18 protein-coding genes are annotated in these 22,979 nt (G+C 30.3%); 16 read left to right on the top strand and 2 right to left on the bottom strand.

The window, feature by feature from the left end; all coding sequences use genetic code 11:
* Window positions 1-21 precede the first annotated feature (21 nt).
* Window positions 22-768 (bottom strand): electron transfer flavoprotein subunit beta/FixA family protein, encoded by a 747-nt coding sequence (locus tag AABM47_RS06060; protein ID WP_338410031.1) that lies wholly within the window; start codon window positions 766-768, stop codon window positions 22-24.
* A 201-nt stretch (window positions 769-969) separates the two neighbouring features.
* Here AABM47_RS06060 and AABM47_RS06055 point away from each other — a divergent pair, with 201 nt between their 5' ends.
* A complete protein-coding gene (locus AABM47_RS06055) occupies window positions 970-1,947 on the top strand; it encodes a pyruvate dehydrogenase complex E1 component subunit beta (protein ID WP_338410030.1) in 978 nt (325 codons plus the stop codon).
* Window positions 1,948-2,015: 68 nt separating this feature from the next.
* Window positions 2,016-4,493, top strand: coding sequence for a DUF5686 family protein (locus AABM47_RS06050; protein WP_338410029.1), 2,478 nt, complete (start codon window positions 2,016-2,018; stop codon window positions 4,491-4,493).
* A gap of 189 nt (window positions 4,494-4,682) precedes the next feature.
* On the opposite strand, the gene gldA is transcribed toward AABM47_RS06050, so the two are convergent.
* Window positions 4,683-5,585, bottom strand: coding sequence for a gliding motility-associated ABC transporter ATP-binding subunit GldA (gene gldA, locus AABM47_RS06045; protein ID WP_338410028.1), 903 nt, complete (start codon window positions 5,583-5,585; stop codon window positions 4,683-4,685).
* A gap of 100 nt (window positions 5,586-5,685) precedes the next feature.
* On the opposite strand from gldA, the gene AABM47_RS06040 reads away from it, so the two are divergent.
* The 14 genes from AABM47_RS06040 to kynU all read left to right on the top strand — a co-directional run bounded on the left by AABM47_RS06040 (window position 5,686) and on the right by kynU (window position 22,884).
* Complete coding sequence (locus AABM47_RS06040) at window positions 5,686-6,921, top strand: dicarboxylate/amino acid:cation symporter (protein WP_338410027.1); 1,236 nt, start codon at window positions 5,686-5,688, stop codon at window positions 6,919-6,921.
* Between the two features lie 276 nt (window positions 6,922-7,197).
* A complete protein-coding gene (locus AABM47_RS06035; RefSeq protein ID WP_338410026.1) occupies window positions 7,198-8,025 on the top strand; it encodes a prephenate dehydratase in 828 nt (275 codons plus the stop codon).
* Between the two features lie 16 nt (window positions 8,026-8,041).
* Window positions 8,042-9,190 carry an aminotransferase class I/II-fold pyridoxal phosphate-dependent enzyme gene (locus AABM47_RS06030; RefSeq protein WP_338410025.1) on the top strand — a complete coding sequence of 383 codons (1,149 nt, stop codon included), beginning with the start codon at window positions 8,042-8,044 and terminating at the stop codon, window positions 9,188-9,190.
* Between the two features lie 71 nt (window positions 9,191-9,261).
* Window positions 9,262-10,101: a prephenate dehydrogenase gene (locus tag AABM47_RS06025; RefSeq protein WP_338410024.1), complete on the top strand. Its 840-nt coding sequence runs from the start codon at window positions 9,262-9,264 to the stop codon at window positions 10,099-10,101.
* 32 nt (window positions 10,102-10,133) lie between these two features.
* Window positions 10,134-11,216, top strand: coding sequence for a bifunctional 3-deoxy-7-phosphoheptulonate synthase/chorismate mutase type II (locus tag AABM47_RS06020; RefSeq protein WP_338410023.1), 1,083 nt, complete (start codon window positions 10,134-10,136; stop codon window positions 11,214-11,216).
* Window positions 11,217-11,258: 42 nt separating this feature from the next.
* Window positions 11,259-12,911: a hypothetical protein gene (locus tag AABM47_RS06015; protein ID WP_338410022.1), complete on the top strand. Its 1,653-nt coding sequence runs from the start codon at window positions 11,259-11,261 to the stop codon at window positions 12,909-12,911.
* A 104-nt stretch (window positions 12,912-13,015) separates the two neighbouring features.
* Window positions 13,016-13,999: a ribosome small subunit-dependent GTPase A gene (gene rsgA / locus AABM47_RS06010; RefSeq protein WP_338410021.1), complete on the top strand. Its 984-nt coding sequence runs from the start codon at window positions 13,016-13,018 to the stop codon at window positions 13,997-13,999.
* A gap of 44 nt (window positions 14,000-14,043) precedes the next feature.
* Window positions 14,044-14,496 carry a D-aminoacyl-tRNA deacylase gene (gene dtd, locus AABM47_RS06005; RefSeq protein ID WP_338410020.1) on the top strand — a complete coding sequence of 151 codons (453 nt, stop codon included), beginning with the start codon at window positions 14,044-14,046 and terminating at the stop codon, window positions 14,494-14,496.
* A 60-nt stretch (window positions 14,497-14,556) separates the two neighbouring features.
* Window positions 14,557-16,455 (top strand): DUF3857 domain-containing protein, encoded by a 1,899-nt coding sequence (locus AABM47_RS06000; RefSeq protein ID WP_338410019.1) that lies wholly within the window; start codon window positions 14,557-14,559, stop codon window positions 16,453-16,455.
* Between the two features lie 2 nt (window positions 16,456-16,457).
* Window positions 16,458-18,461 (top strand): DUF3857 domain-containing protein, encoded by a 2,004-nt coding sequence (locus AABM47_RS05995; RefSeq protein WP_338410018.1) that lies wholly within the window; start codon window positions 16,458-16,460, stop codon window positions 18,459-18,461.
* Between the two features lie 13 nt (window positions 18,462-18,474).
* Window positions 18,475-18,801, top strand: a complete 327-nt coding sequence (locus tag AABM47_RS05990; protein WP_338410017.1) for a nucleotide pyrophosphohydrolase — start codon at window positions 18,475-18,477, stop codon at window positions 18,799-18,801.
* Window positions 18,802-18,861: 60 nt separating this feature from the next.
* The gene (aroA, locus tag AABM47_RS05985) at window positions 18,862-20,094 is read left to right on the top strand and encodes a 3-phosphoshikimate 1-carboxyvinyltransferase (protein ID WP_338410016.1); all 1,233 of its coding nucleotides are present in this window, start codon (window positions 18,862-18,864) and stop codon (window positions 20,092-20,094) included.
* Between the two features lie 171 nt (window positions 20,095-20,265).
* Window positions 20,266-21,315, top strand: a complete 1,050-nt coding sequence (gene queA / locus AABM47_RS05980; protein WP_338410015.1) for a tRNA preQ1(34) S-adenosylmethionine ribosyltransferase-isomerase QueA — start codon at window positions 20,266-20,268, stop codon at window positions 21,313-21,315.
* A gap of 291 nt (window positions 21,316-21,606) precedes the next feature.
* On the top strand, window positions 21,607-22,884 hold the full coding sequence (kynU, locus tag AABM47_RS05975) for a kynureninase (RefSeq protein ID WP_338410014.1): 1,278 nt from the start codon (window positions 21,607-21,609) through the stop codon (window positions 22,882-22,884).
* Window positions 22,885-22,979: the final 95 nt, after the last annotated feature.

Raw genomic sequence — 22,979 nt, 5'->3', positions numbered from 1 at the left:
ATCAATTTGTCTTCTAAAATTTTAAATCACTTTTGCCTCATTATGAAGTAAGTTTACTAATTCGTCTAAATTGTCGGCACTTACTAGCTTAACAGTTGATTTTGCTGCTGGTTTTTCAAACATCACAGCTTGAGTTGCAGTTTCATTATTTGTTGGCTCAATTACTGTAATAACTTTAGTTCGTGCTTGCATTATTCCTCTCATATTTGGTATGCGGAGATCTTTTTCTTCAACCAAGCCTTTTTGTCCTCCAATAACTAAAGGTAAAGATGCAGATAGAGTTTCTTTTCCACCGTCAATTTCTCTTTGTATAGTTGCGTTATTAGCTTCTATTTTTAAATCCACACATGAATTTACAAAATTATATCCTAAAAGAGCAGATATCATCCCTGGAACCATACCTCCGTTATAATCTAAGGACTCTTTTCCTGCAATAATAAGGTCATAATCACCATTTTTTATTACTTCAGCTAGCTGCTTGGCTACAAACATTCCGTCAGTTGGTGTTGCATTAATTCTAATAGCATCATCAGCGCCAATGGCCAAAGCTTTTCTTAAGGTCGCTTCAGAGTCAACTAAGCCAACACTTGCCACTGTTACACTAGCAGCTTGTTGCTCTTTAAACCAAACGGCTCTTGTTAGGCCAAATTCGTCATTAGGATTGATCACAAATTGTACCCCATTGGTGTCAAATTGAGAGCCATCATTTGTGAAATTAATTTTGGAAGTAGTATCAGGTACATTGCTTATGCAAACTAAAATTTTCATAATATATAATTTGAATTTTAAAATACGAAATTACAAAAAAAATGTTCAAAAAATACTATGCACGCATAATAAATATGTTAAACTTTAATTTTACGAAAAGGTTATAGTTGTAAAATCCACGTTTATTTGAATTTGAATTATAAATTTGAATTTTTTTTTTACTATTTTTGCGTTTAAATATTATTATTAGAATCAAAATAAATGAGAACGATACAATTCAGAGAAGCTATTTGTGAAGCAATGAGCGAAGAAATGCGTAAAGACGAAACTATCTACTTAATGGGTGAAGAAGTTGCCGAATATAATGGCGCATACAAAGCTTCAAAAGGTATGTTAGCAGAATTTGGAGCAAAACGTGTTATAGACACTCCTATTGCTGAACTAGGTTTTGCCGGTATTGCAGTAGGCTCTGCGATGAACGGTTGCCGTCCTATAGTAGAATATATGACGTTCAACTTCTCTCTCGTTGGTATTGCTCAAATTATAAATAATGCTGCAAAAATGCGTCAAATGTCGGCTGGTCAGTTTCCTATGCCAATGGTATTTAGAGGACCAACGGCCTCAGCAGGACAACTTGGGGCTACACACTCTCAAGCTTTTGAAAATTGGTTTGCAAACACACCCGGTCTAAAAGTAGTAGTTCCGTCAAATGTTTATGACGCAAAAGGATTATTAAAAGCGGCTATTCGTGATAACGATCCTGTCATATTTATGGAATCAGAACAAATGTATGGTGATAAAGGTGAAGTTCCAGAAGGAGATTATACTATTCCATTAGGAGTAGCAGATGTAAAACGAGAAGGTACAGATGTAACAATTGTTTCTTTTGGAAAAATAATCAAAGAAGCTTTTATTGCTGCAGATGCATTAGCAAAAGAAGGTATTTCGTGTGAAATAATCGACTTAAGAACGGTACGTCCTATGGATTATGATACTATTATTAATTCGGTAAAGAAAACAAATCGATTGGTTGTTTTAGAAGAGGCTTGGCCATTTGCAAGTGTTGCATCAGAAATTACATATATGGTTCAAGAAAGAGCATTTGACTATTTAGACGCTCCAGTTCAAAGAATTACAACAGCAGATACTCCAGCGCCTTATTCTCCTTCATTATTAAAAGAATGGTTGCCAAATGCGAACGATGTTATAAAAGCTGTAAAAAAAGTTACCTATAAATAAAAAAAAAACAACTATATTTAAATTTCATCAAATTTTTTTGATGAAGTTTTTTTTTAGTAACAAATCATATGAAATTTAGAATTTTAGTTATTTTATTATTTATTTCTACAGCAATTTTTGCTCAAACTAAAATTGGAGGAAAAGTAATGGATGAATTTAATGAACCTATTGCTTTTGCAAATGTTATTTTTAAAAATTCAAAAGAAGGTATAATAACAGACGAAAACGGAAAATTTTATTTTGAATCTAAAGAAAATTATGATACAGTAGTTATTTCTTTTATAGGTTATGAACCAGTAGAAATCTCATTAAATAAGGGTTTAAATTTAAAAATTAATGCCATTTTAAAAGAAGGCGTTGCGTTAAAAGAAGTTGTTGTTTCGGTTGGTAAAACTTCAAAAAAAAACAATCCTGCTATTGATATTTTACGAAAAATTTGGGAGCGCAGAAGAAAAAATGGTCTCCAAATGTTTGATCAATATCAATATGACAAATATGAAAAAGTAGAATTTGACATGAATTCTATAGATAGTACTTTTAAAGCAAATAAAGTATTTAAAGGATTGGAGTTTGTTTTTGAGCAAATGGATACATCTCGAATTACAGGTAAAGCATTTTTACCAATTTTCATAAATGAAGAAATCAGTCAGGTTTATGGAGACAATACAACTAAAAAAGAAAAAGAAATTCTTAAGGCCAATAAAAACTCAGGTTTAGGAAGCAGTAATGGTGTTACCGTTTTTATAAAAGATTTATATGCGGATTACGATATTTATGACAATTACTTAAAATTTTTCGATAAAGATTTTGTGAGCCCCTTGTCTCGAACAGGAATCAATGTATATAATTATGTATTGAGTGATAGTATGTCTATAGACAATAAATGGTGTTATAATATAACTTACTATCCCCGTAGAAAAAATGAATTAACTTTTAAAGGTGATTTTTGGGTAAACGACACCACATTTGCTATAAGAAAAATAAATTTAGAAGCTAGTAAAAGTGCAAACATCAACTGGGTTAAAGAAATTTACATCGAACAAGAATTCGAAGTTTTAAACGATTCGGTTTTTCTTTTAAAACGAGATCATATGATGTCTGATTTTAGTATTTCTAAAAAAGAAGATTCAAAAGGCGTATACGGCAAAAGGACTACGTTGTTTAATAACCACAAATTTGATATTAAAAAAGAAGATAATTTCTATAAAAAAGAAGTAAACTTCTACGATAAAACAGCTTTTAACAAACCAGACGAATATTGGGAAGACAACCGTTTTGAAACCTTAAACAAAAACGAATCAGGTATATATCAATTACTCGACACTTTAATGACAGTGCCAAAGTTTAAACGTGTTTATGATTTGGTTACCATCTTAGGAAGCGGTTATATTCAGGTTGGTCATGTAGACATAGGACCCTTATTTTCAACATTTGGCTATAATGATGTAGAAGGACAGCGCATCAGAATAGGTGGAAGATCTTACTTTGGACCAAATGACCCATGGCGTATTCAAGGATACATGGCTTATGGTATTAAAGACCAAAAGCTTAAATATGGTTTTTCTGGAAAATGGTTAGTCGATAAAAAAAACAGACTTATTATTTCAGGTGGAAATAGACAAGATATCGAACAAATAGGGGTGAGTTTAACCACTTCAAATGATGTATTGGGACGAAGTTTTGCATCATCATCTTTCTTTTCAAGCGGAACAAATAACAAATTAACAAACATAAGTTTAAGTTCGCTTGGAGCAGAAATAGAACCTTTAAAAAATTTGCTTTTTCAAACCAATTTTTCATATCGAACATTAGAATCAGCATCAGAAACATTTAGTTTAGATTATTTTACAGATGATACTCATACAAGCACTAAAGGAAATATTAAACAGGCAGAAATTAATTTTCAAGTCGAATTTACACCTGGCAGAAAAACGATAGGGTACGGTGTAGAACGATTGGATATAGATTTTAATTTTGCTCGATTGTTTTTAAGCTACAGTCAAGGCTTAAAAGGTTTGTTAGATAGTGATTTTGATTATCATAAAGTTCAATTTTATTACCGTCAACCTTTTTTAATTGGGGGGTTTGGCCGACTGTTTACCACAGTTGAATTAGGAAAAACCTTTGGGCAAGTTCCCTTAAGTTTAATGAGTGTAGTGCCCGGAAATCAGTCGTATTTTATTATTGACAATACTTATAATTTATTAAATTACTACGATTTTGTTGCCGATACGTATGCCTCACTTCATTTTGAACACCACTTTAATGGACGCCTATTTTCTAGAGTGCCTTTTTTAAGAAAATTAAATTGGAGAGAAATTATAGGTGTAAAAACAGTTTACGGAACCGTTTCTGAAAAAAACAAACAAATAAACGCATCGGGTTTAAATTATCAAACTCCAGATAAAGTGTACTGGGAGTACCATGCAGGAATTGGAAATATTTTAAAAGTTTTTCGTTTAGATTTTGCCTGGAGAGGTAATTATATGAACCTTCCCGACGCAAAAAAATTTACTTTAAAAGGTTCATTTGGTTTTTATTTTTAAAAGTTAAACTCAAGGATGGGTGCTAGTCTTTATACATTTCATGCATTTGGGTGTTTACTTTTAGTAATGTGCTTCTCTAGATCTATTTTACCATTGTTAATTTTTAGCAAGTGAAATTAATTCAGAAAAACAGTTTGTTTCTATTTACTAACCAATAATTATTAAAAAAGTCATTCTATAAAAACAAGCTTACTTAATATTTGTTTGTTCTCTAAAAATTTGTTCCAGGTTTTTATTTTTCAAATTCAATTGTAAAATTTTTAATCCTTTCTCTTGAGCAAAATCAAAAACTACAGGGCGCATATCTTGTTCGGTTTCAAAAATCAATTCCCAAACAAAACCATGATTATTTTTAACCGTTTTTAAATTAGGAATATCATTCAATGTATCTGCATTTACAATTTTATCAAATTCAACTTCAATAGTTTGCTCTTGTTGTTCTTGTACTAAGGTATTAAGCTTTTTATCGGTTACAATTTTTCCGTTATTGATGATGATAACCCTGTTACAAATAGCTTCTACTTCTTGCATTATATGAGTTGAAAGAAAAACCGTTTTGTTTTTGCCAATATTTTTAATCAAATCTCTTATTTCAACTAATTGATTGGGATCTAATCCTGTTGTAGGCTCGTCTAAAATTAATACATCAGGATTGTGTAATAATGCAGTGGCTAATCCTACGCGTTGTCGGTATCCTTTTGATAATTGACCAATTTTCTTGTGACTTTCTGTGGATAAGCCCGTCAACTGAATAACTTCTTCAATTCTAGATTTGTGCACTTTATATACATCCGCATTGAAAGCTAAATATTCACGAACATATAAATCCAAATACAATGGATTGTGCTCGGGTAAATAACCTACCGTTTTTTGAACTGCCTTTTGAGAAGTTATTACATCATTACCATTTACTTCAGCTTTTCCTTGATCAGCTGTTATAAAAGTTGTTAATATTTTCATTAAGGTCGACTTTCCTGCTCCGTTAGGTCCTAAAAATCCTACAATTTCTCCATTTTTAACAGAAAATGAAACATTATCTAGCGCTTTTTGAGCACCATAACTTTTTGAAATATTCTTAACTTCTATTGACATATTATGAAATTTAAGCAAAAGTAAGAAGAAAAAGGGTTTTATTCTATTAGTTTTTTATATTTACTTTTGATAAAATTTTTAATATATAAAATAGTATTCAATGAGTTTCTTAAAAAATTATAAAAGTATTTTACTACTCCTTGGCGGTATAGTTGTAGGTAGTATATTAGGATTGGTATTTGGCAAACAAGTTGAGGTAATAAAGCCCTTAGGAGATATTTTTTTAAATTTACTTTTTACCGCCATAATTCCCTTAGTTTTTTTTACAATCGCTTCGTCTATTGCCAATTTAGAAAAAACAGAAAAGTTAGGCAAAATGTTTGTTGTAATTGTTAGTGTTTTTTTAGGAACAATTTTAATATCTGCCATAGTAATGTTAATTGCTGTAATGGTTTTTCCTATTCATCAAGATATCATTCTCTCAACAATCCCTTTAGAGGCAGAAAGCAGTATAGACGCAGGCTCACAAATAACAGGATTGTTAACTTCCAATGATTTTTTTGAATTATTATCCAGAAAAAACATGTTAGCACTTATGATTTTTTCATTTTTAATAGGATTTTCAACTTTGGGATCTGGTGAAAAAGGAAAAGAATTTAAAAACTTTTTAAATTCGGGTAATGAAGTGATGAAACAATTATTAAATTTAATTATGAAGTTGGCTCCTATAGGTTTAGGTGCTTATTTTGCCAATCAAGTTGGTATTTTTGGACCTCAATTATTTGGGGCTTATGCCAAGCCATTAGGTTTGTATTATGGAGTTTGTGCTTTTTATTTTATTGTATTTTTTAGTTTGTATGTATTTTTTTCGGGTGGTATTCCTTTGTTAAAATCATTTTGGAAAAACAATATAACACCAGCTTTTACGGCTTTAGGAACCTGCAGTAGTATTGCAACGATACCTGCTAACTTAGATGGAGCCGAAAAAATACACATTCCAAATGACATTAAAAACATAGTCATCCCTTTGGGAGCCCCTTTGCATAAAGAGGGATCTGCTATGTCGTCGATAATTAAAATTGCAGTTATTTTTGCCATTTTTGGAAAAGACCTCTCCAGTCCAGAAACAATTTTAATAGCTATTGGAATAACAGTAATAGTGTCAATAGTTGAAGGAGGAATCCCAAATGGCGGCTATATAGGTGAGGTATTAGCAATAACAGTTTATGGATTTCCAATGGAACAAGCACTTCCTGCAGCAATGATTATAGGAACCCTTGTAGACCCAATGGCAACATTATTAAACGCAAATGGTGATTTAGTTTCGGCTTTAATTGTAACCCGCATTACAAATGGAAAAAAATGGTTTAAAGATGCCGTTTCGTTAACTAGATAATTTTTGGATAAAAGATGATTACAATTATTACGAAAACGATTACGTAATTTTTTTTTACAAATAAAGTTTTTTTTTACAAATAAAGTTCTATTTTAGCAATGTAGAATTACACAAATGACAAACACTTTTTTTTATTATAGCATTTTTTCTTATTTCTTCTGGAAAACAGATAAGGATTGTTATATAGTATAGAAAAAATTAAATTATACCTAATGTAAAAATCCTGATGAAAATCAGGATTTTTTTTTACGTAAATTTAAAAGAATATTGAGAATTATGCAGAAAAAAATAGCCATTCAAGGTATAAAAGGATCATTTCACCATCAAGTAGCATTAAACTATTTTCAGGACATTATCTCAATAGAGGAATGTATGTCTTTTGATAGTTTAGTAGATAATCTTTTGACAAATAAATCAAATTATGCCGTAATGGCTATTGAAAACTCTATAGCAGGATCAATAATACCAAATTATGCGTTAATTGATAAAAATAATTTACAAATAATAGGAGAATATTATCTTTCAGTACATCATAATTTTCTTGGATTAAAAGGTCAAAAAATAACAGATATTTTAGAAGTTCATTCACATCCAATGGCCATTTTACAATGCAAAGATTTCTTTAAAAACTACCCACACATTAAACTTGTAGAAGATAAGGACACTGCCGAAACAGCTAAACGAATTTATGATCATCAATTAAAAACTACGGGTGCCATAGCTAGTAAAACAGCTGCAGAATTATATGAATTGGACATATTAGAAGCAGAAATACAAACGATTAATAACAATCAAACTCGTTTTGTAATTATTACGGCACAAAAAAATGAAATCAATAAAAATGAAATTAATAAAGTTTCATTAAAATTTGAATTGGAACATAAAAAAGGAAGTTTAGCAACGGTTTTAAATGTAATGAGTGATTGTAAATTAAACTTAACAAAAATTCAGTCCTTACCAAAAATAGAAACTCCTTTTCAATACGCTTTTTTTGTAGACTTTACATTTGATTCGTATAAAGATTACGAAAAAGGAAAGAAAATTTTAGAAATAATAACGACTCAATTTAAAGTTTTAGGAGAATACAAGAACAAAAAACAATAGTTAAGAACATCAAGAAATGATACCAACAGCAAAAAGATTAGATAGCGTAGAAGAATACTATTTTTCTAAAAAACTTAAAGAAGTTCGTCAGCTTATAGCCGACGGAAAGCCAGTCATCAATATGGGTGTTGGAAGTCCAGATTTGTTGCCTTCGGTTAAAGTTATAGAATCTATTAAAAACGCTATGTACGATGAAAAGGCACATGAATATCAAAGCTATCAAGGTTTGCCCGAATTGCGATTTGAAATGGCCAACTTTTATCAAAATTATTTTAATGTTGGTTTAGATTTTAATTCAGAAATTTTACCTTTAATGGGTTCAAAAGAAGGAATTATGCATATTTCAATGGCATTTTTAAACAAGGGTGATCAAGTATTGATTCCTAATCCAGGTTATCCAACATACGCATCGGTGACCAAATTGGTTCAAGCAAAAGCAATGTACTATGACTTAGTTGATGCTACAAATTGGCAACCTGATTTTGAAAAATTAGAACAACTTGATTTGTCAAAAGTTAAATTAATGTGGGTAAGTTACCCTCATATGCCAACGGGTGTTAACGGCTCATTAGAATTATTTGAACGACTAATTGCTTTTGGAAAAAAACACAACATATTGATCATTAACGACAACCCGTATAGTTTTGTTTTAAATGAAAAACCTATTTCAATTTTGCAAGCAGCCGGCGCAAAAGACATAGCAATAGAATTAAATTCATTGAGTAAAACTTATAACATGTCGGGTTGGCGAGTGGGAATGGTTTTGGGAAAAGCTAGCGTTATTGAGGCCATATTAAAAGTCAAAAGCAACATGGATAGCGGTATGTTTTATGGCATTCAAAAAGGAGCTATAGCCGCATTAAAATTAGATAAATCCTGGTTTACGGTTCAAAATAAAGTCTATGAAAAAAGAAAAGCGCTCGTTATTCAATTGGCTAAAAAACTAGGTTGTGAAGTAGATAATGACTCTGTTGGTTTATTTGTTTGGGCAAAGTTGCCAAGTACAATTAAATCATCAGAAAAATTTATTGATACAATATTAAATGAAAAACACATATTCATAACACCAGGAACTATTTTTGGAAGTAACGGCGAAGGATATATACGATTTTCGTTATGTGTAACAGAAGAAAAAATAACAGAAGCCATAGAAAGAATAGGTTAAACGTAATATCAATTAAGATTGCAATGTTAAAAAGCTAAAATAAGAGTATTGCAATTAAAATAAAATTAAACATGAATATTTACATAATTGGTATAGGTTTAATAGGAGGCTCCATGGCTTTGGATATAAAGAAAAAGTATGATGACGCTGTTATTTGTGGAATGGATTCCAATAAAACTCATATAGAAGATGCTCTCCATTTAGGAATAATTGATAAAAAGGTTTCAATGGATGAATTGGATCAAGCAGATGTTGTAATTGTTGCTGTTCCAGTTGATATAGCTTTAATGCTTTTGCCTCAAATTTTAGATGGTATCAATGATAATGCATTAGTTTTAGATGTTGGCTCAACTAAATCTCCAATATGCGAAGCGGTAGCTCAACATAAAAGAAGGCGTAATTTTTTGGCAACACATCCTATTGCAGGAACTGAATTTTCAGGCCCAAAAGCAGCTGTAACAAATTTGTTTAAAGACAAAACAAGCATTATTTGCGAAATAGAAAAAACAGCTTACAAACAGCAAGAAACAGCTTTAGATTTGTTTCAGAAACTAGGAATACGAATTCGATATATGGAAGCTAAGTCACATGACAAGCATATTGCTTACATGTCTCACTTGTCACACATCAGCTCATTTATGTTAGGAAAAACAGTTATTGAAAAAGAAAAAAATGAACGCGATATTTTTGACATGGCAGGTAGTGGTTTTGAAAGTACTGTTCGTTTAGCTAAAAGTTCACCATCCATGTGGACCCCTATTTTTAAACAAAACAAAGCTAATATTATTGAAACATTAGACGAATACATTTTAAATTTAAACCATTTCAAAGAATTATTAAAAAATGAAAATTTTGAAGAACTTTTTAATGAAATGCAAAATACAAATAGAATAAAAGAAATATTAAAATAGGTATAAGACAATTAAATTAGTATAGTTAAATTATGGAAAACAACAAACAAATGCGCACATGGTTAGATGATTTTAATTTAAATCATCCATTAGTAATTGCCGGGCCTTGTAGTGCAGAAACAGAAGAACAAGTATTAAAAATTGCACACGAATTAAAAAATTCTGACGTAAGTGTTTTTAGAGCTGGAATTTGGAAACCAAGAACACGTCCAGGAGGTTTTGAAGGTGTAGGTGCAATAGGCTTAAAATGGTTGCAAAAAGCAAAAGCAGAAACAGGTTTACTTATGGCAACTGAAGTAGCAAATGCTGCTCACGTAAAATTAGCTTTAGAGCATGATATTGATGTTTTATGGATTGGCGCACGAACTACTGTTAACCCATTCGCAGTTCAAGAAATTGCTGATGCCTTAGAAGGAACAGATAAAATAGTATTGGTTAAAAATCCTGTTAATCCAGATTTAGCGTTGTGGATTGGTGGCGTAGAAAGACTATATAAAGCCAATATTAAGAAGTTAGGAGTTATTCATAGAGGGTTTTCGACCTATGAAAAAACAAAATATAGAAACATACCCGAATGGCAGATACCTATCGACTTGCAAAATCGTTTCCCAGATTTACCTTTAATTTGTGACCCATCGCACATTACAGGAAAAAGAGATATGATTCAAGAAGTGTCTCAACAAGCATTAGACATGAATTTTGATGGACTAATTATTGAAACACATACAGATCCAGATAACGCATGGAGTGATGCAGCACAACAAGTAACACCCGCAACTTTAAAACAAATATTTAAGGATTTAAAAGTTAGAAAAGAATCAGATGAAGAAGGGGATTATAACAGTAAAATGAACGGTTTGCGTTCTCAAATTGACGAATTTGATGGCAAAATATTAGAAGTTTTAGGCAACAGAATGAAAGTTGCAGATAAAATAGGTTTGCTTAAAAAAGAAAAAAATGTAGCTATCCTTCAAAACAAACGCTGGAATGAAATTTTAGGAAAAATGATTTTAGAGGGTGAAGAAAAAGGATTAAGCAATGATTTTGTGATGCATTTGTTTAAAGCCATTCACCAAGAAAGTATAAATCATCAAGAAAAGGTTGTAAATAACTGATTGTCGTTTTTTTTTCTTACTATTGCAAGAAAAATATAAAAAATGAATAAAATCTATTTTTTTCTTGCACTCCTTGTAGGGTGTAGTACAAATCTTTTTGCACAGTATGATATTGAGAATATCAAAATTTCTTATGGTGTTGAATTACCAGATGATAAAGCTAAAATTGTAAAGCTTTTTGGCGAAAATAAGGGAATTGTATATGCCTTAGCTTTAAAAGGTAAGAATGATTATTACATTAAAACTTTTAGTTCCGGTGAAATGAAAATGCTTTCAAGTAAACTAATCGTTTTGCCTGAGTTAAAAGATAGAGAGATAGAATTTGAAGAAGTAGCTTTGTTAGATGGTAAACCATATATTATTGGAAGTGTGTATCATAAAAAAGACAAGATATATACTTTAGTAGGTTTGGAGCTTGGTGAAGATGGAAAGTTGAAAAAAAACATGCTTACACTTTTCGAATCTGAAGTAGCTAAAAATAGAGACAAAGGAGCTTTTTATTTTAAAGTTTCACCAGATGAAAACAGTATCCTAATTATGCATACTGCTGTTTTTGAAAAGGAAGATGCACTAAAATATGCACTAAAATTATTTGACTCTAACTTAAAAGAAGTTTTTTCAAACATAGATAAAGTTACTTATGATGATTCAAAAAAAGATTATCAATTTATTTTGTCAGATTTTGATGTAAATGTTTTTAACGACGTTTTCTTAGTAGTTAATGAAAGTTATAGAGATTCTAAAAAGAAAGAAAAAGTTGAAAAATTTCAAGTTTTTGCATTTAAAAATGCGAATGCTTATAAAAAAGAAGTAATTGATATTAATTTTAAAGATAAAGAAATAATCAATTGTAAAATGATGGCTACGAATAAAAAAACGCTACAATTAGTAGGTTTTTATTCAAGTGTTAGAGATAATGGAAAAGCAAATAAAGAATTAAAAGGCGTTTACAATGCAACAATTAATTTAGCAACAAACGTAAATGAAAACCTTAAATTTAATGAGTTTGACTATGAAACCAAAGTAAAGTTATTAGGAGAAAGAAGAGCTAAAAAAGGAAAAGATGTAAAACCATTATATAATATTCATACAATAATTGAAAAAAATGATGGAGGTTTAATTGTTTTATCAGAATATCAACTAGTAATTGTAGGTAAAAAATCTGGAATAGGTCCATTTGCAATTCAACCTATAACTTTTGTTAAAAATGAAATAATTGTAACCTGCTTAAAACCTGATGGTTCTCTAGAATGGAGTAATGTAGTAGCAAAAGATCAAGCAGCAGCAGTTTCAGTATTATCTATTGGTTTTTCAGGAGGTTCAAGTAGTGGAAGTTTTTCAGTAGGAATGAGCGTTTCAATTCCATTAGCGGTAATGGGTAAAGGTCCTGAATACTTAAGTGCTATTCCTATTTATAAAGATGGTCAATTAAATATTATTTTTAATGATAATAAAAAAAATAAAGGAATTACTGATATTGAGGAAATAAAAAGTTTAGGTAATTATAACAATGCAGTTCCAACTTTATTTAGATTTGATGCTAAAGGTAATATCACAAGATTTGATCCAGAAGAAGTAATCAAAAACGAATTAGTAATAAGACCAGGTGTTTATTATAGAAAAAATGATAACGAATTTTTAATTTATGCTTCAAGAAAAAAAGCGGATAAATTAGGAAGAATGATTATTCAGTAAATTTATTTTAAAAGCTCAGTTAAATATTAAATTTTTAAAAGGCTATCTAATTTAGGATAGCCTTTTTTTTATGTAATAAAGTTAGTTTGTATATCTTTGCAAACATGACAGGAATCGTTTATAAATCTACAGGAAGTTGGTACACCGTTAAATCATACGAAAATCAATTTTTCGAATGTCGTATTAAAGGTAAATTTCGAATGAAAGGAATTAAGAGCACTAACCCCATTGCTGTTGGAGATGTGGTAGACTTTGATGTGGATAACCTAGATGAAGCAAATATTGGAACAATTCATACCATACATGATCGTAAAAACTATATCGTAAGAAAATCGGTTAATTTATCGCATCAAATGCATATTATTGCATCAAATATTGATATTGTTATTTTATTGGTAACAATTAATAATCCACCAACAACAACAAGTTTTATAGATAGATTTTTAGTTACAGCAGAAGCTTATGGAATTGAGGCTGTCATTGTTTTTAATAAAATAGATACTTTTGATGAGCCTACATTAAACGAACAATTATACATGCAACATATTTATACTAAAATTAACTATAAATGTTTGCGTGTTTCGGCAAAAGATGGAACAGGAGTTGAAGAACTTAAAGCTTTAATGAAAGATAGAGTTTCAATGTTTTCAGGACATTCAGGTGTTGGAAAATCAACTTTGGTGAATACTTTAGAACCTTCATTGAATTTAAAAACTAAACAAATTTCAGCATCTCATTCGCAAGGAAAACATACTACAACATTTGCAGAAATGTTTGATTTGGCTTTTGGTGCACAAATTATTGACACTCCTGGAATACGTGGTTTTGGAATTGTAGATATGGAAAAACAAGAAATTGGTAATTACTTTCCTGAATTTTTTGTCTTAAAAGAAAAATGCAAATTTAATAATTGCTTGCATAAAGAAGAACCTCATTGTGCTATTAAAGACGCATTAGAACAAGACCAAATAGGATGGTCAAGATATAAAACCTACCTTCAATTATTAGAAGGAGACGAGGATAATTACAGAAATGACATTTATGGAGACGAAAGAGCTGAAAGTGATAAAACTAGAAAAAGCGAGTAACTAATTGTGAATTATAAATATACAATTCATAATATACAATTTATATGAAAGCGGTAATTCAAAGAGTATCAGAAGCATCAGTAACCATTGAAAAAGCAGTTGTTGCCCAAATAAATCATGGCTTATTAATTTTGATAGGAATCGAAGAGCTAGACAATCAAGAAGATATTGACTGGTTGGTTTCAAAAATCACAAACCTTCGCATTTTTGCAGATGAAAAAAACATCATGAATCTATCTCTAAAAGACATTGATGGAGAAGTTATTGTAGTTAGTCAATTTACCTTACATGCTTCAACAAAAAAAGGCAATCGCCCTTCATATATAAAAGCAGCAAAGCCCGAAAAAGCTATTTCGTTGTACGAAAATTTTCTTTCAAGTATTGAATTAAAAATCAACAAAAAAGTACAGTCTGGTCAATTTGGAGCAAACATGAAAGTTGCTTTAATAAATGATGGACCAGTCACCATAATTATTGATACTAAAAATAAAGAATAACTTTTTGATTAAAAAAAAAAAAACATACATTTAACGTTAATAATAAATTAACAAATTTTAATGCGAAATATAATATTAATTTTATTGCTTCACTGTTTAGGTTCTTACTCCCAACAAAATTATAGCACAAGTTTTATTACATCAGAATTTAGAACTGATGCCAATAGTGTAATTAGAGAACAATCCATTCAAATTACTATTGCATCTCAAAAATCATATTCAATAGTAAAAAGAGTAGTAGTTACTGTTTTAAATAAAAATGGAATAAAAAACATAGACGCTAAAGAATACTATTCTGAATCCAAAAAAATAAAAAAAATACAAGCAATAATTTTAGATTCTAATGGTAACGAAATAAAAAAAATCAAACAAAAAGACTTTGTCGATCAAAGTGTAGCCGATGGTTTTTCTTTAATGTTAAGCGGAAGGGTTCTCTATTTAAATTATACACCCACAGCATACCCATTTACCCTTATTTTTGAAAGTGAGGTCGAAAGTAAAAACACGGCTTTTATACCAAAATGGTATCCTATTAATGATTATTTTGAAAGTGTTGAAAACTCAGAGTTTAAAATTGAATATCCGAGTGATTTAGGATTTAAATATAAAGAATTAAATATAGAAGGGTATGCTATTGAAAAAACAGAACACACCAATTCTTTGCATTATAAAGTTTCCAATATTAATTCGCTAAAGAAAGAAAACGATGCACCACCATTTCAAAAAATAGTTCCAAATGTTTCATTTAGTTTAGAAAAATTTAATCTTGAAGAAATTGAAGGAAACGCAAAATCTTGGAAAGAATATGGAATATGGTATTCCGAAAAACTAGCCCAGGGTATATCGGATATTCCTAACAAAACAAAAAGCAAAATAATAGAATTAGTTGGTGCTGAAAAAGACCCTATAAATAAAGCAAAAATAATTTATAATTTTTTACAAGAACACACCAGATATATAAGCGTTCAAATTGGTATTGGCGGATGGAAGCCAATGATGGCAAAAGATGTCGACAATCTGGGTTATGGAGATTGTAAGGCATTAACCAATTATGCAAAATCATTATTAGAAGTTGTAGGTGTTAAGTCATATTATACTCTAATCTACGGAGATTCTGAAAAAAGAGATATTGATAATGATTTTGTTTCAATGCAAGGCAATCACATGATATTGTCAATCCCTGTCGATAACCACTATGTTTGGCTTGAGTGTACCAGTCAAACTTCCCCATTTGGGTTTTGTGGTGACTTTACTGATGGCAGAAATGCACTAGTAATCAAACCAGATGGTGGAGAAATTGTTAAAACAAATACATTTTCAGAATCTGATAATTTAAAATCATATAAAGGTAGTTATCAAATAAATGAAAAAGGAATGTTAACGGGCAATTTAACAATCAAATCAAAAGGTTTACAATACGACTGGGAACAGGCAAAAGTAAGACTCAGTAGTGAGGATCAAATAAAAAAATACAAACAAGAATTCAGTAATATTAATAACTTTATTTTAAAGGATATTAAACAAAATAATGATAAAAACAACATTGAATTTACAGAAGAATTAGAATTTGAAGCAGAATCATATGCTCAAAATTTTAACCAAAAGCTTATGTTTGTATTAAATCCTTTTAATCAAAATTCATACGTACCAAAAAGATATAAATTACGTAAATTTCCTTTTGAAATTCAAAGAGGGTATACCGATGAAGATCAAATTGAAATCGTACTTCCTGATGGATATGAAATTGAAGCTAAACCTGATGATATAGAAATAAATAATGAGTTTGGATATTATAAAATTCAACTTAGCATCACGGATTCAAAACGAATACTATACAAAAGAAAATTAATCATAAAAGAAGGCTTTTACGAAAGTTTGAAATATGAAACCTATAGAAACTTTAGAGAAAAAATCGCAAAAAGCGATAATTTAAAAATTGTTATTACAAAATCTTTATAAACATGAAAAAACTACTTATTTTAACATTTTTGGTGTCCTTTAACATTTTTAGCCAAAAATACGAATTGGGGGAAGTTACAATTGAAGAACTTAGCCAAACAAATCATGCACTTGATTCAAGTGCCGTTGCAGCAATTTTATTTAAAAAAGGTAAAGTTAGTTTTGAGTTCAACCAACAAGAAGGTTTTTATATAATAACTAATATAAAAGTAAAAATAAAAATTTATGAAAAAGAAGGCTACGATTGGGGAAACTTTGAAATACCTCTGTATAATGAAACAAATGCTAAGCAAACATTATATATTAAATCAGCAAATACCTACAATCTTGAAGGAAAAAAGATAGAAAAATCAAAACTCAGATCAGATGGTGAATTCGAAGAAAAAACAAATCAATTTTGGTCAAAAAAGAAAATAGCAATGCCTAACGTTAAAGAAGGTTCAATTATAGAACTGGAATACGTTATAAAAGATATAGGAAAAGGAACAATTGATGAATGGGAATTTCAAACAAGTATTCCAATTGATTATGTAGAATATGAGACTTCCATACCTCAATATTACGAGTACAACACACATTTTAGAGGGTATTTAATTCCAAAAAAAGAAAAAGAAAATATTACTCAAAAAATAATTTTAAGAAGCAAAGACAGACAAGAAATAAACCGAGTTTCAAATGCTAATTTTAATGTAGAAGAAATAAATTTTTCAGAAACAAAAACAACATATTCATTAGAAAATGTTTCGGCTGTTAAAAATGAACCATATGTAAATAATATAAGAAACTATATGTCATCTTTGTTCCATGAATTGGCAATGACTAAGTTTCCAAATTCAATGATGCAAACATATTCTACAGATTGGGAGACTATAACAAAAACTATATATGATTATGACGATTTTGGACCAGAATTAAATAAAACAAATTACTTTGAAACAGAAATTGATGCATTGCTACAAAATATATCTTCTCCTTCACAAAAAGCCATTGCGATTTTAAATTTTGTAAAAAACAAAATGAACTGGAATGAAAGCAACGGATATAGCTGTTTAAAAGGTGTCAATAAGGCGTATAAAGAGCAATCAGGAAATGTAGCAGACATAAACCTTATGCTTACGGCTATGTTACGCTATGCAGGTCTAAAAGCAAATCCTGTTTTATTAAGTACTCGTTCAAATGGGATAGCTTTATACCCTTCTCGTTCAGCTTTTAATTATGTAATTGCCGGAATTGAACTAGAAAATAAAATAATTTTATTAGATGCAACAAGTAAAAACTCTTTACCTGGAATTTTACCCCTTCGTGATTTAAACTGGTCGGGAAGATTAATTCGAGATACAGGAAGCTCAATAAATATTGATTTATTACCAACAAATATTTCAAAAGAAAACGTAATCATTATGGCAAATATTGATCAATCAGGAATTATTGAAGGAAAATTAAGGGATCAATATTTTGATTATAACGCTTATTTTTTTAGAGAAAACAATTCAAAACTAAATGAAGAAACGTACATTGAAAAACTTGAAAAGAGATATCAAGGAATTCAAATAGATGATTATTCTGTTTCTAATATGCAAGATTTGGAAAAGCCTATTGTTGAAACCTATTCGTTTAAAAATTCAAATTTAGTTGAAATTATAGGTGAAAAAATGTACATTTCTCCATTACTTTTTTTTGAAACTAAAGAAAATCCATTTAAGTTAGAAAACAGAAATTTTCCAATAGATTTTTCAATACCATTTGCTGATTTGTATAAAATTACTTTAAATATTCCAGAAGGTTATAAAATAGAATTTATACCGGAAAAAATAAATGTAGCTATGCAAGAGAATTATGGCAGTTACTTATTTAACATTAGTAATACCGCAAATACAATTCAAATATCTTCGTCGTTTAGTATTAATGCATCAATAGTTCCAGCTGAACAATATACAATGCTTAAAAACTTTTATAAAATGATGATTGAAAAACAAACCGAAAAAATAGTTTTAGTAAAAATATAAAGCCTCTATAATAATGAATATCAAAAATGCCCAACTAGAAGTAGATATTTGGATAAAAGAGCACGGAGTTCGTTACTTTAACGAACTTACTAACATGGCGCAACTTACGGAAGAAGTTGGTGAAGTGGCCCGAATAATTGCTCGTAGATATGGAGAGCAATCTGAAAAAGAAAGCGATAAAAACAAAGACCTCGGCGAAGAACTTGCCGATGTTGTTTTTGTAATTTTGTGCTTAGCCAACCAAACTGGAATTAATCTTCAAGAAGCATTTGATAAAAAATTAGAATTAAAATCTATACGAGATAAAAATAGACATAAAGATAATGAAAAATTGAAATAATTTTTTTCCTATCTACTTCAAAATACTTAACTTTGTGTTTTATTAAATCGCAGCAACTCAATGAATTTTAAACTTTCTTCCTCACAATTAACTCCTCAATCGGAGGAAAGGATGCTTAATATAACCGGATCAAAATCTGAGAGCAATAGATTACTATTACTACAAGCCTTGTATCCAAACATTACATTAAAAAACATCTCAAATTCAGATGATTCAGATGTAATGCAAAAAGCAATTTCATCAAAGGACAAAACAATTGACATTCATCATGCAGGAACAGCCATGCGTTTTTTAACTGCTTTTTTTGCTATTCAAGAAAATAAAGAAATAGTTTTAACGGGTTCTTCAAGAATGAAACAACGTCCAATAAAAATATTAGTTGAAGCTTTAAAACAACTTGGAGCCATAATTACGTATGAAGAAAACGAAGGTTTCCCTCCAATTAAAATCAAAGGTCAAAAAATCACAAAAAACAGAGTGTCATTAAAAGCCGATGTTAGCAGTCAATACATTTCTGCACTATTATTAATTGCTCCAAAATTAGAAAACGGTTTAGAATTAACTTTAGAAGGACAAATTACATCTATTCCATACATAAAAATGACATTGGCTTTACTGAATGACATTGGGGTTGAAACTAGTTTTGAAAAAAATATTATTATTGTAAATTCAAAAGCCAATATTCACAATTCACAATTCACAATTGAATCAGATTGGTCGTCAGCATCATATTTTTATTCCATCGTGGCACTTTCAGATATTGGTACTCAAATAACTTTATCAAGCTATAAGCAAAACAGCTTACAGGGAGATTCGGCATTAGCAGAAATATACAAAGATTTTGGAGTAGAAACAGTTTTTAATGAAAATTTAATTACTATTTCAAAATTCAATTCTCAAAACCTACATCCTACAACCTACAACCTACAATCATCTCCAGACATAGCCCAAACCATTGCAGTAACCTGTTTCGGATTAGGAATGGGTTGTCATTTAACAGGTTTACATACCTTAAAAATAAAAGAAACAGATAGATTAGAAGCTTTAAAAAACGAATTGTCAAAACTTGGAGCGCAAATTTCGGTTACAAATAACAGTTTAATTTTAGAACCATCGTCTCATATAAAAGATAACGTTACAATAGAAACCTATCAAGATCACAGAATGGCAATGGCATTTGCACCATTAGCATTACAAACCAATATAATCATTAATGAAGCCGAAGTGGTTTCAAAATCATTCCCTACTTTTTGGGAAGATTTAAAAAGCATAGGGTTTCAAATTTCAGAATAAAGAACCCAACAAGCCAAACAAACACCTTGTGAAGGCCTGTATTTGTTGCAAAAATAAAAATAAACATCAAAACACTTGACAAGGCCTATTTCACAATCGTATATTTGCACTCTTTTGAGTTTAGAAAATCCTGAAATCAAAATTCAAAAACCATAAATCAACAAACGATCAATGAAATTATCTCATTTTCAATTTAATCTTCCAGACGAATTATTATCAGAATATCCAGCAGAAAACAGAGACGAATCTCGTTTAATGGTTATCAACAGAAAAGAAAAAACAATTGAACACAAAATGTTCAAAGACGTTATTGATTATTTTGATGAAGGCGATGTAATGGTTTTAAACAACACAAAAGTTTTTCCAGCACGTTTATACGGTAACAAAGAAAAAACAGGTGCACGCATCGAAGTTTTTTTATTAAGAGAGCTTAATGCAGAACAGCGTCTTTGGGACGTGTTAGTTGACCCAGCTCGTAAAATTAGAATTGGCAACAAATTATACTTTGGAGAAGACGATTCATTAGTTGCCGAAGTAATTGATAACACCACATCACGTGGTAGAACATTGCGTTTTCTTTACGATGGATCTTACGAAGAATTTAGAAAAAAACTTACAGAACTTGGCGAAACTCCAATACCAAAATACATCACTAGAGATTTAATTCCTGAAGATGCAGAACGCTACCAAACTATTTACGCAAAAGAAGAAGGAGCTGTAGCAGCACCAACTGCAGGCTTACACTTTTCTAAACACCTATTAAAAAGATTAGAAATTAAAGGAGTCGAATTTGCCGAAGTAACCCTTCACGTAGGCCTAGGAACTTTTAATCCGGTTGAGGTAGAAGATTTATCTAAGCACAAAATGGATTCAGAAGAAATGGTAGTTAATCAAGCAGCATGTGATATTGTTAATTTGGCAAAAATTAATAAAAAAAGAATTTGTGCAGTAGGTACAACTTCAATGCGCACCATAGAAAGCACTGTTTCATCACAAAACACTCTAAATCCATTTTCAGGATGGACTAATAAATTTATATATCCTCCTTATGACTTTGGTATCGCAAATTGTATGATTACAAATTTTCATTTGCCAAAATCAACCTTGTTAATGATGGCTTCTGCATTCTGTGGTCATGATTTAATGAAAGAAGCTTATCAAATAGCAATCAAAGAAAACTATAAATTTTACTCGTACGGAGATGCCATGTTGATCATTTAATTTCAACTTGTCTTTCGGTTTTATAAAAACATTAAATCTCATCAGCAATGATGAGATTTTTTTATTAAAAGCAAATGGCACGAGCCAATTAACAATGTATTTTCCTACTGTTCATTGTATCTTTTTTTACAAAAAAGGATGTCATTCCCATTAGGGCTAATGAACAATGATCTTACATAAAATTAAACTTTTAAAGAACTATACTTTTAAACCTATAAACTTTTCGCTATTTTTACACACAATACAAAGTAGATACACAAACACCACCCCATTAAATATTAAAAAAAAAAAATGAATTTCCAAAATACAAAAGAATTTGCGCAACAGTTAGATGCTCAAGACGAATTAAATTCATATAGAGACGAATTTATATATCCAAAAGTAAACGGAAAACAAGTTATTTATTTTACAGGAAATTCTTTAGGGTTACAACCTAAACGAACAAAAAAATATGTAGATGAGGTTATGAATGATTGGGCAAATCTTGCCGTTGAAGGCCATTTTTATGCCAAAAAACCTTGGTGGGATTATCATGAACGATTTTGCAAACCCCTGTCAGAAATTGTAGGGGCTAAGCCGTCAGAAGTAGGAGTTATGAATACCTTAACGGTTAATTTACATTTACTAATGGTGTCGTTTTATAAACCAACACCAAAAAAATATAAAATTATTTGCGAAGAAAAAGCATTTCCTTCAGACCAATATATGTTTCAAAGTCAAGTCGATTTTCATGGTTTAAAACCAGAAGATGCTATTGTTGAAATTAAAAGAAGAGAAGGAGAACACAACATTCGGCTGGAAGATGTTTTAGCTAAAATTGATGAAGTAGGAGATGCACTAGCTTTAGTATTAATAGGAGGTGTAAATTATTATACAGGTCAAGTTTTTGACATGAAAGCCATTACAGAAGCGGGACATAAATATGGAGCTTATGTAGGGTGGGATTTAGCACACGCAGCAGGAAACATTGAATTAAAACTAAACGAGTGGAACATAGACTTTGCTGCTTGGTGCAGTTATAAATATATGAATTCTGGCCCTGGAAACGCTTCAGGATATTTTGTGCACGAAAAACATCATAACAACACCAATTTATCAAGATTTTCGGGTTGGTGGGGACACAATAAAGACAGACGATTTTTAATGGAGCCCACATTTGATCCAGCTCGAAGCGCAGACGGTTGGCAAATAAGTAATTTACCAATCCTTTCTTTGGCACCATATTTGGCATCAGTAGATATGTTTGCCGAAATTGGCATGAAAAAATTAATTAAAAAACGTAATTTAATTACGTCTTATTTAGAATTTATTTTACACGAAATTGATAAAGAAGTTGATAGTTCATTTGAAATTATAACGCCCTCAAATCAAAACGAAAGAGCTTGCCAACTATCTGTTTTTCTTCATGGCGAAGGTAAAAGTTTATTTGAGTATTTAATGAAAAACGGAGTAATCACAGATTGGAGAGAACCAAATGTAATACGCTTAGCACCCGTTCCAATTTATTCAAGTTTTGAAGATATGTATCAATTTGGCCAAATTTTGAAAAAAGGAATATTATCCGAATAGATTTTCAGATATTTGATTTTTCTGACAATATATATTAAAAAACATGCATAATTATAAAAAATTAGAAATTTGGAAAAACAGTATAAAATTTTGTC

It is taken from the genome of uncultured Flavobacterium sp., assembly GCF_963925415.1.
Lineage (GTDB): Bacteria > Bacteroidota > Bacteroidia > Flavobacteriales > Flavobacteriaceae > Flavobacterium.
The sequence above is the reverse complement of the archived record's forward strand: the minus strand, read 5'-3'. Positions and strand labels throughout refer to the sequence as shown.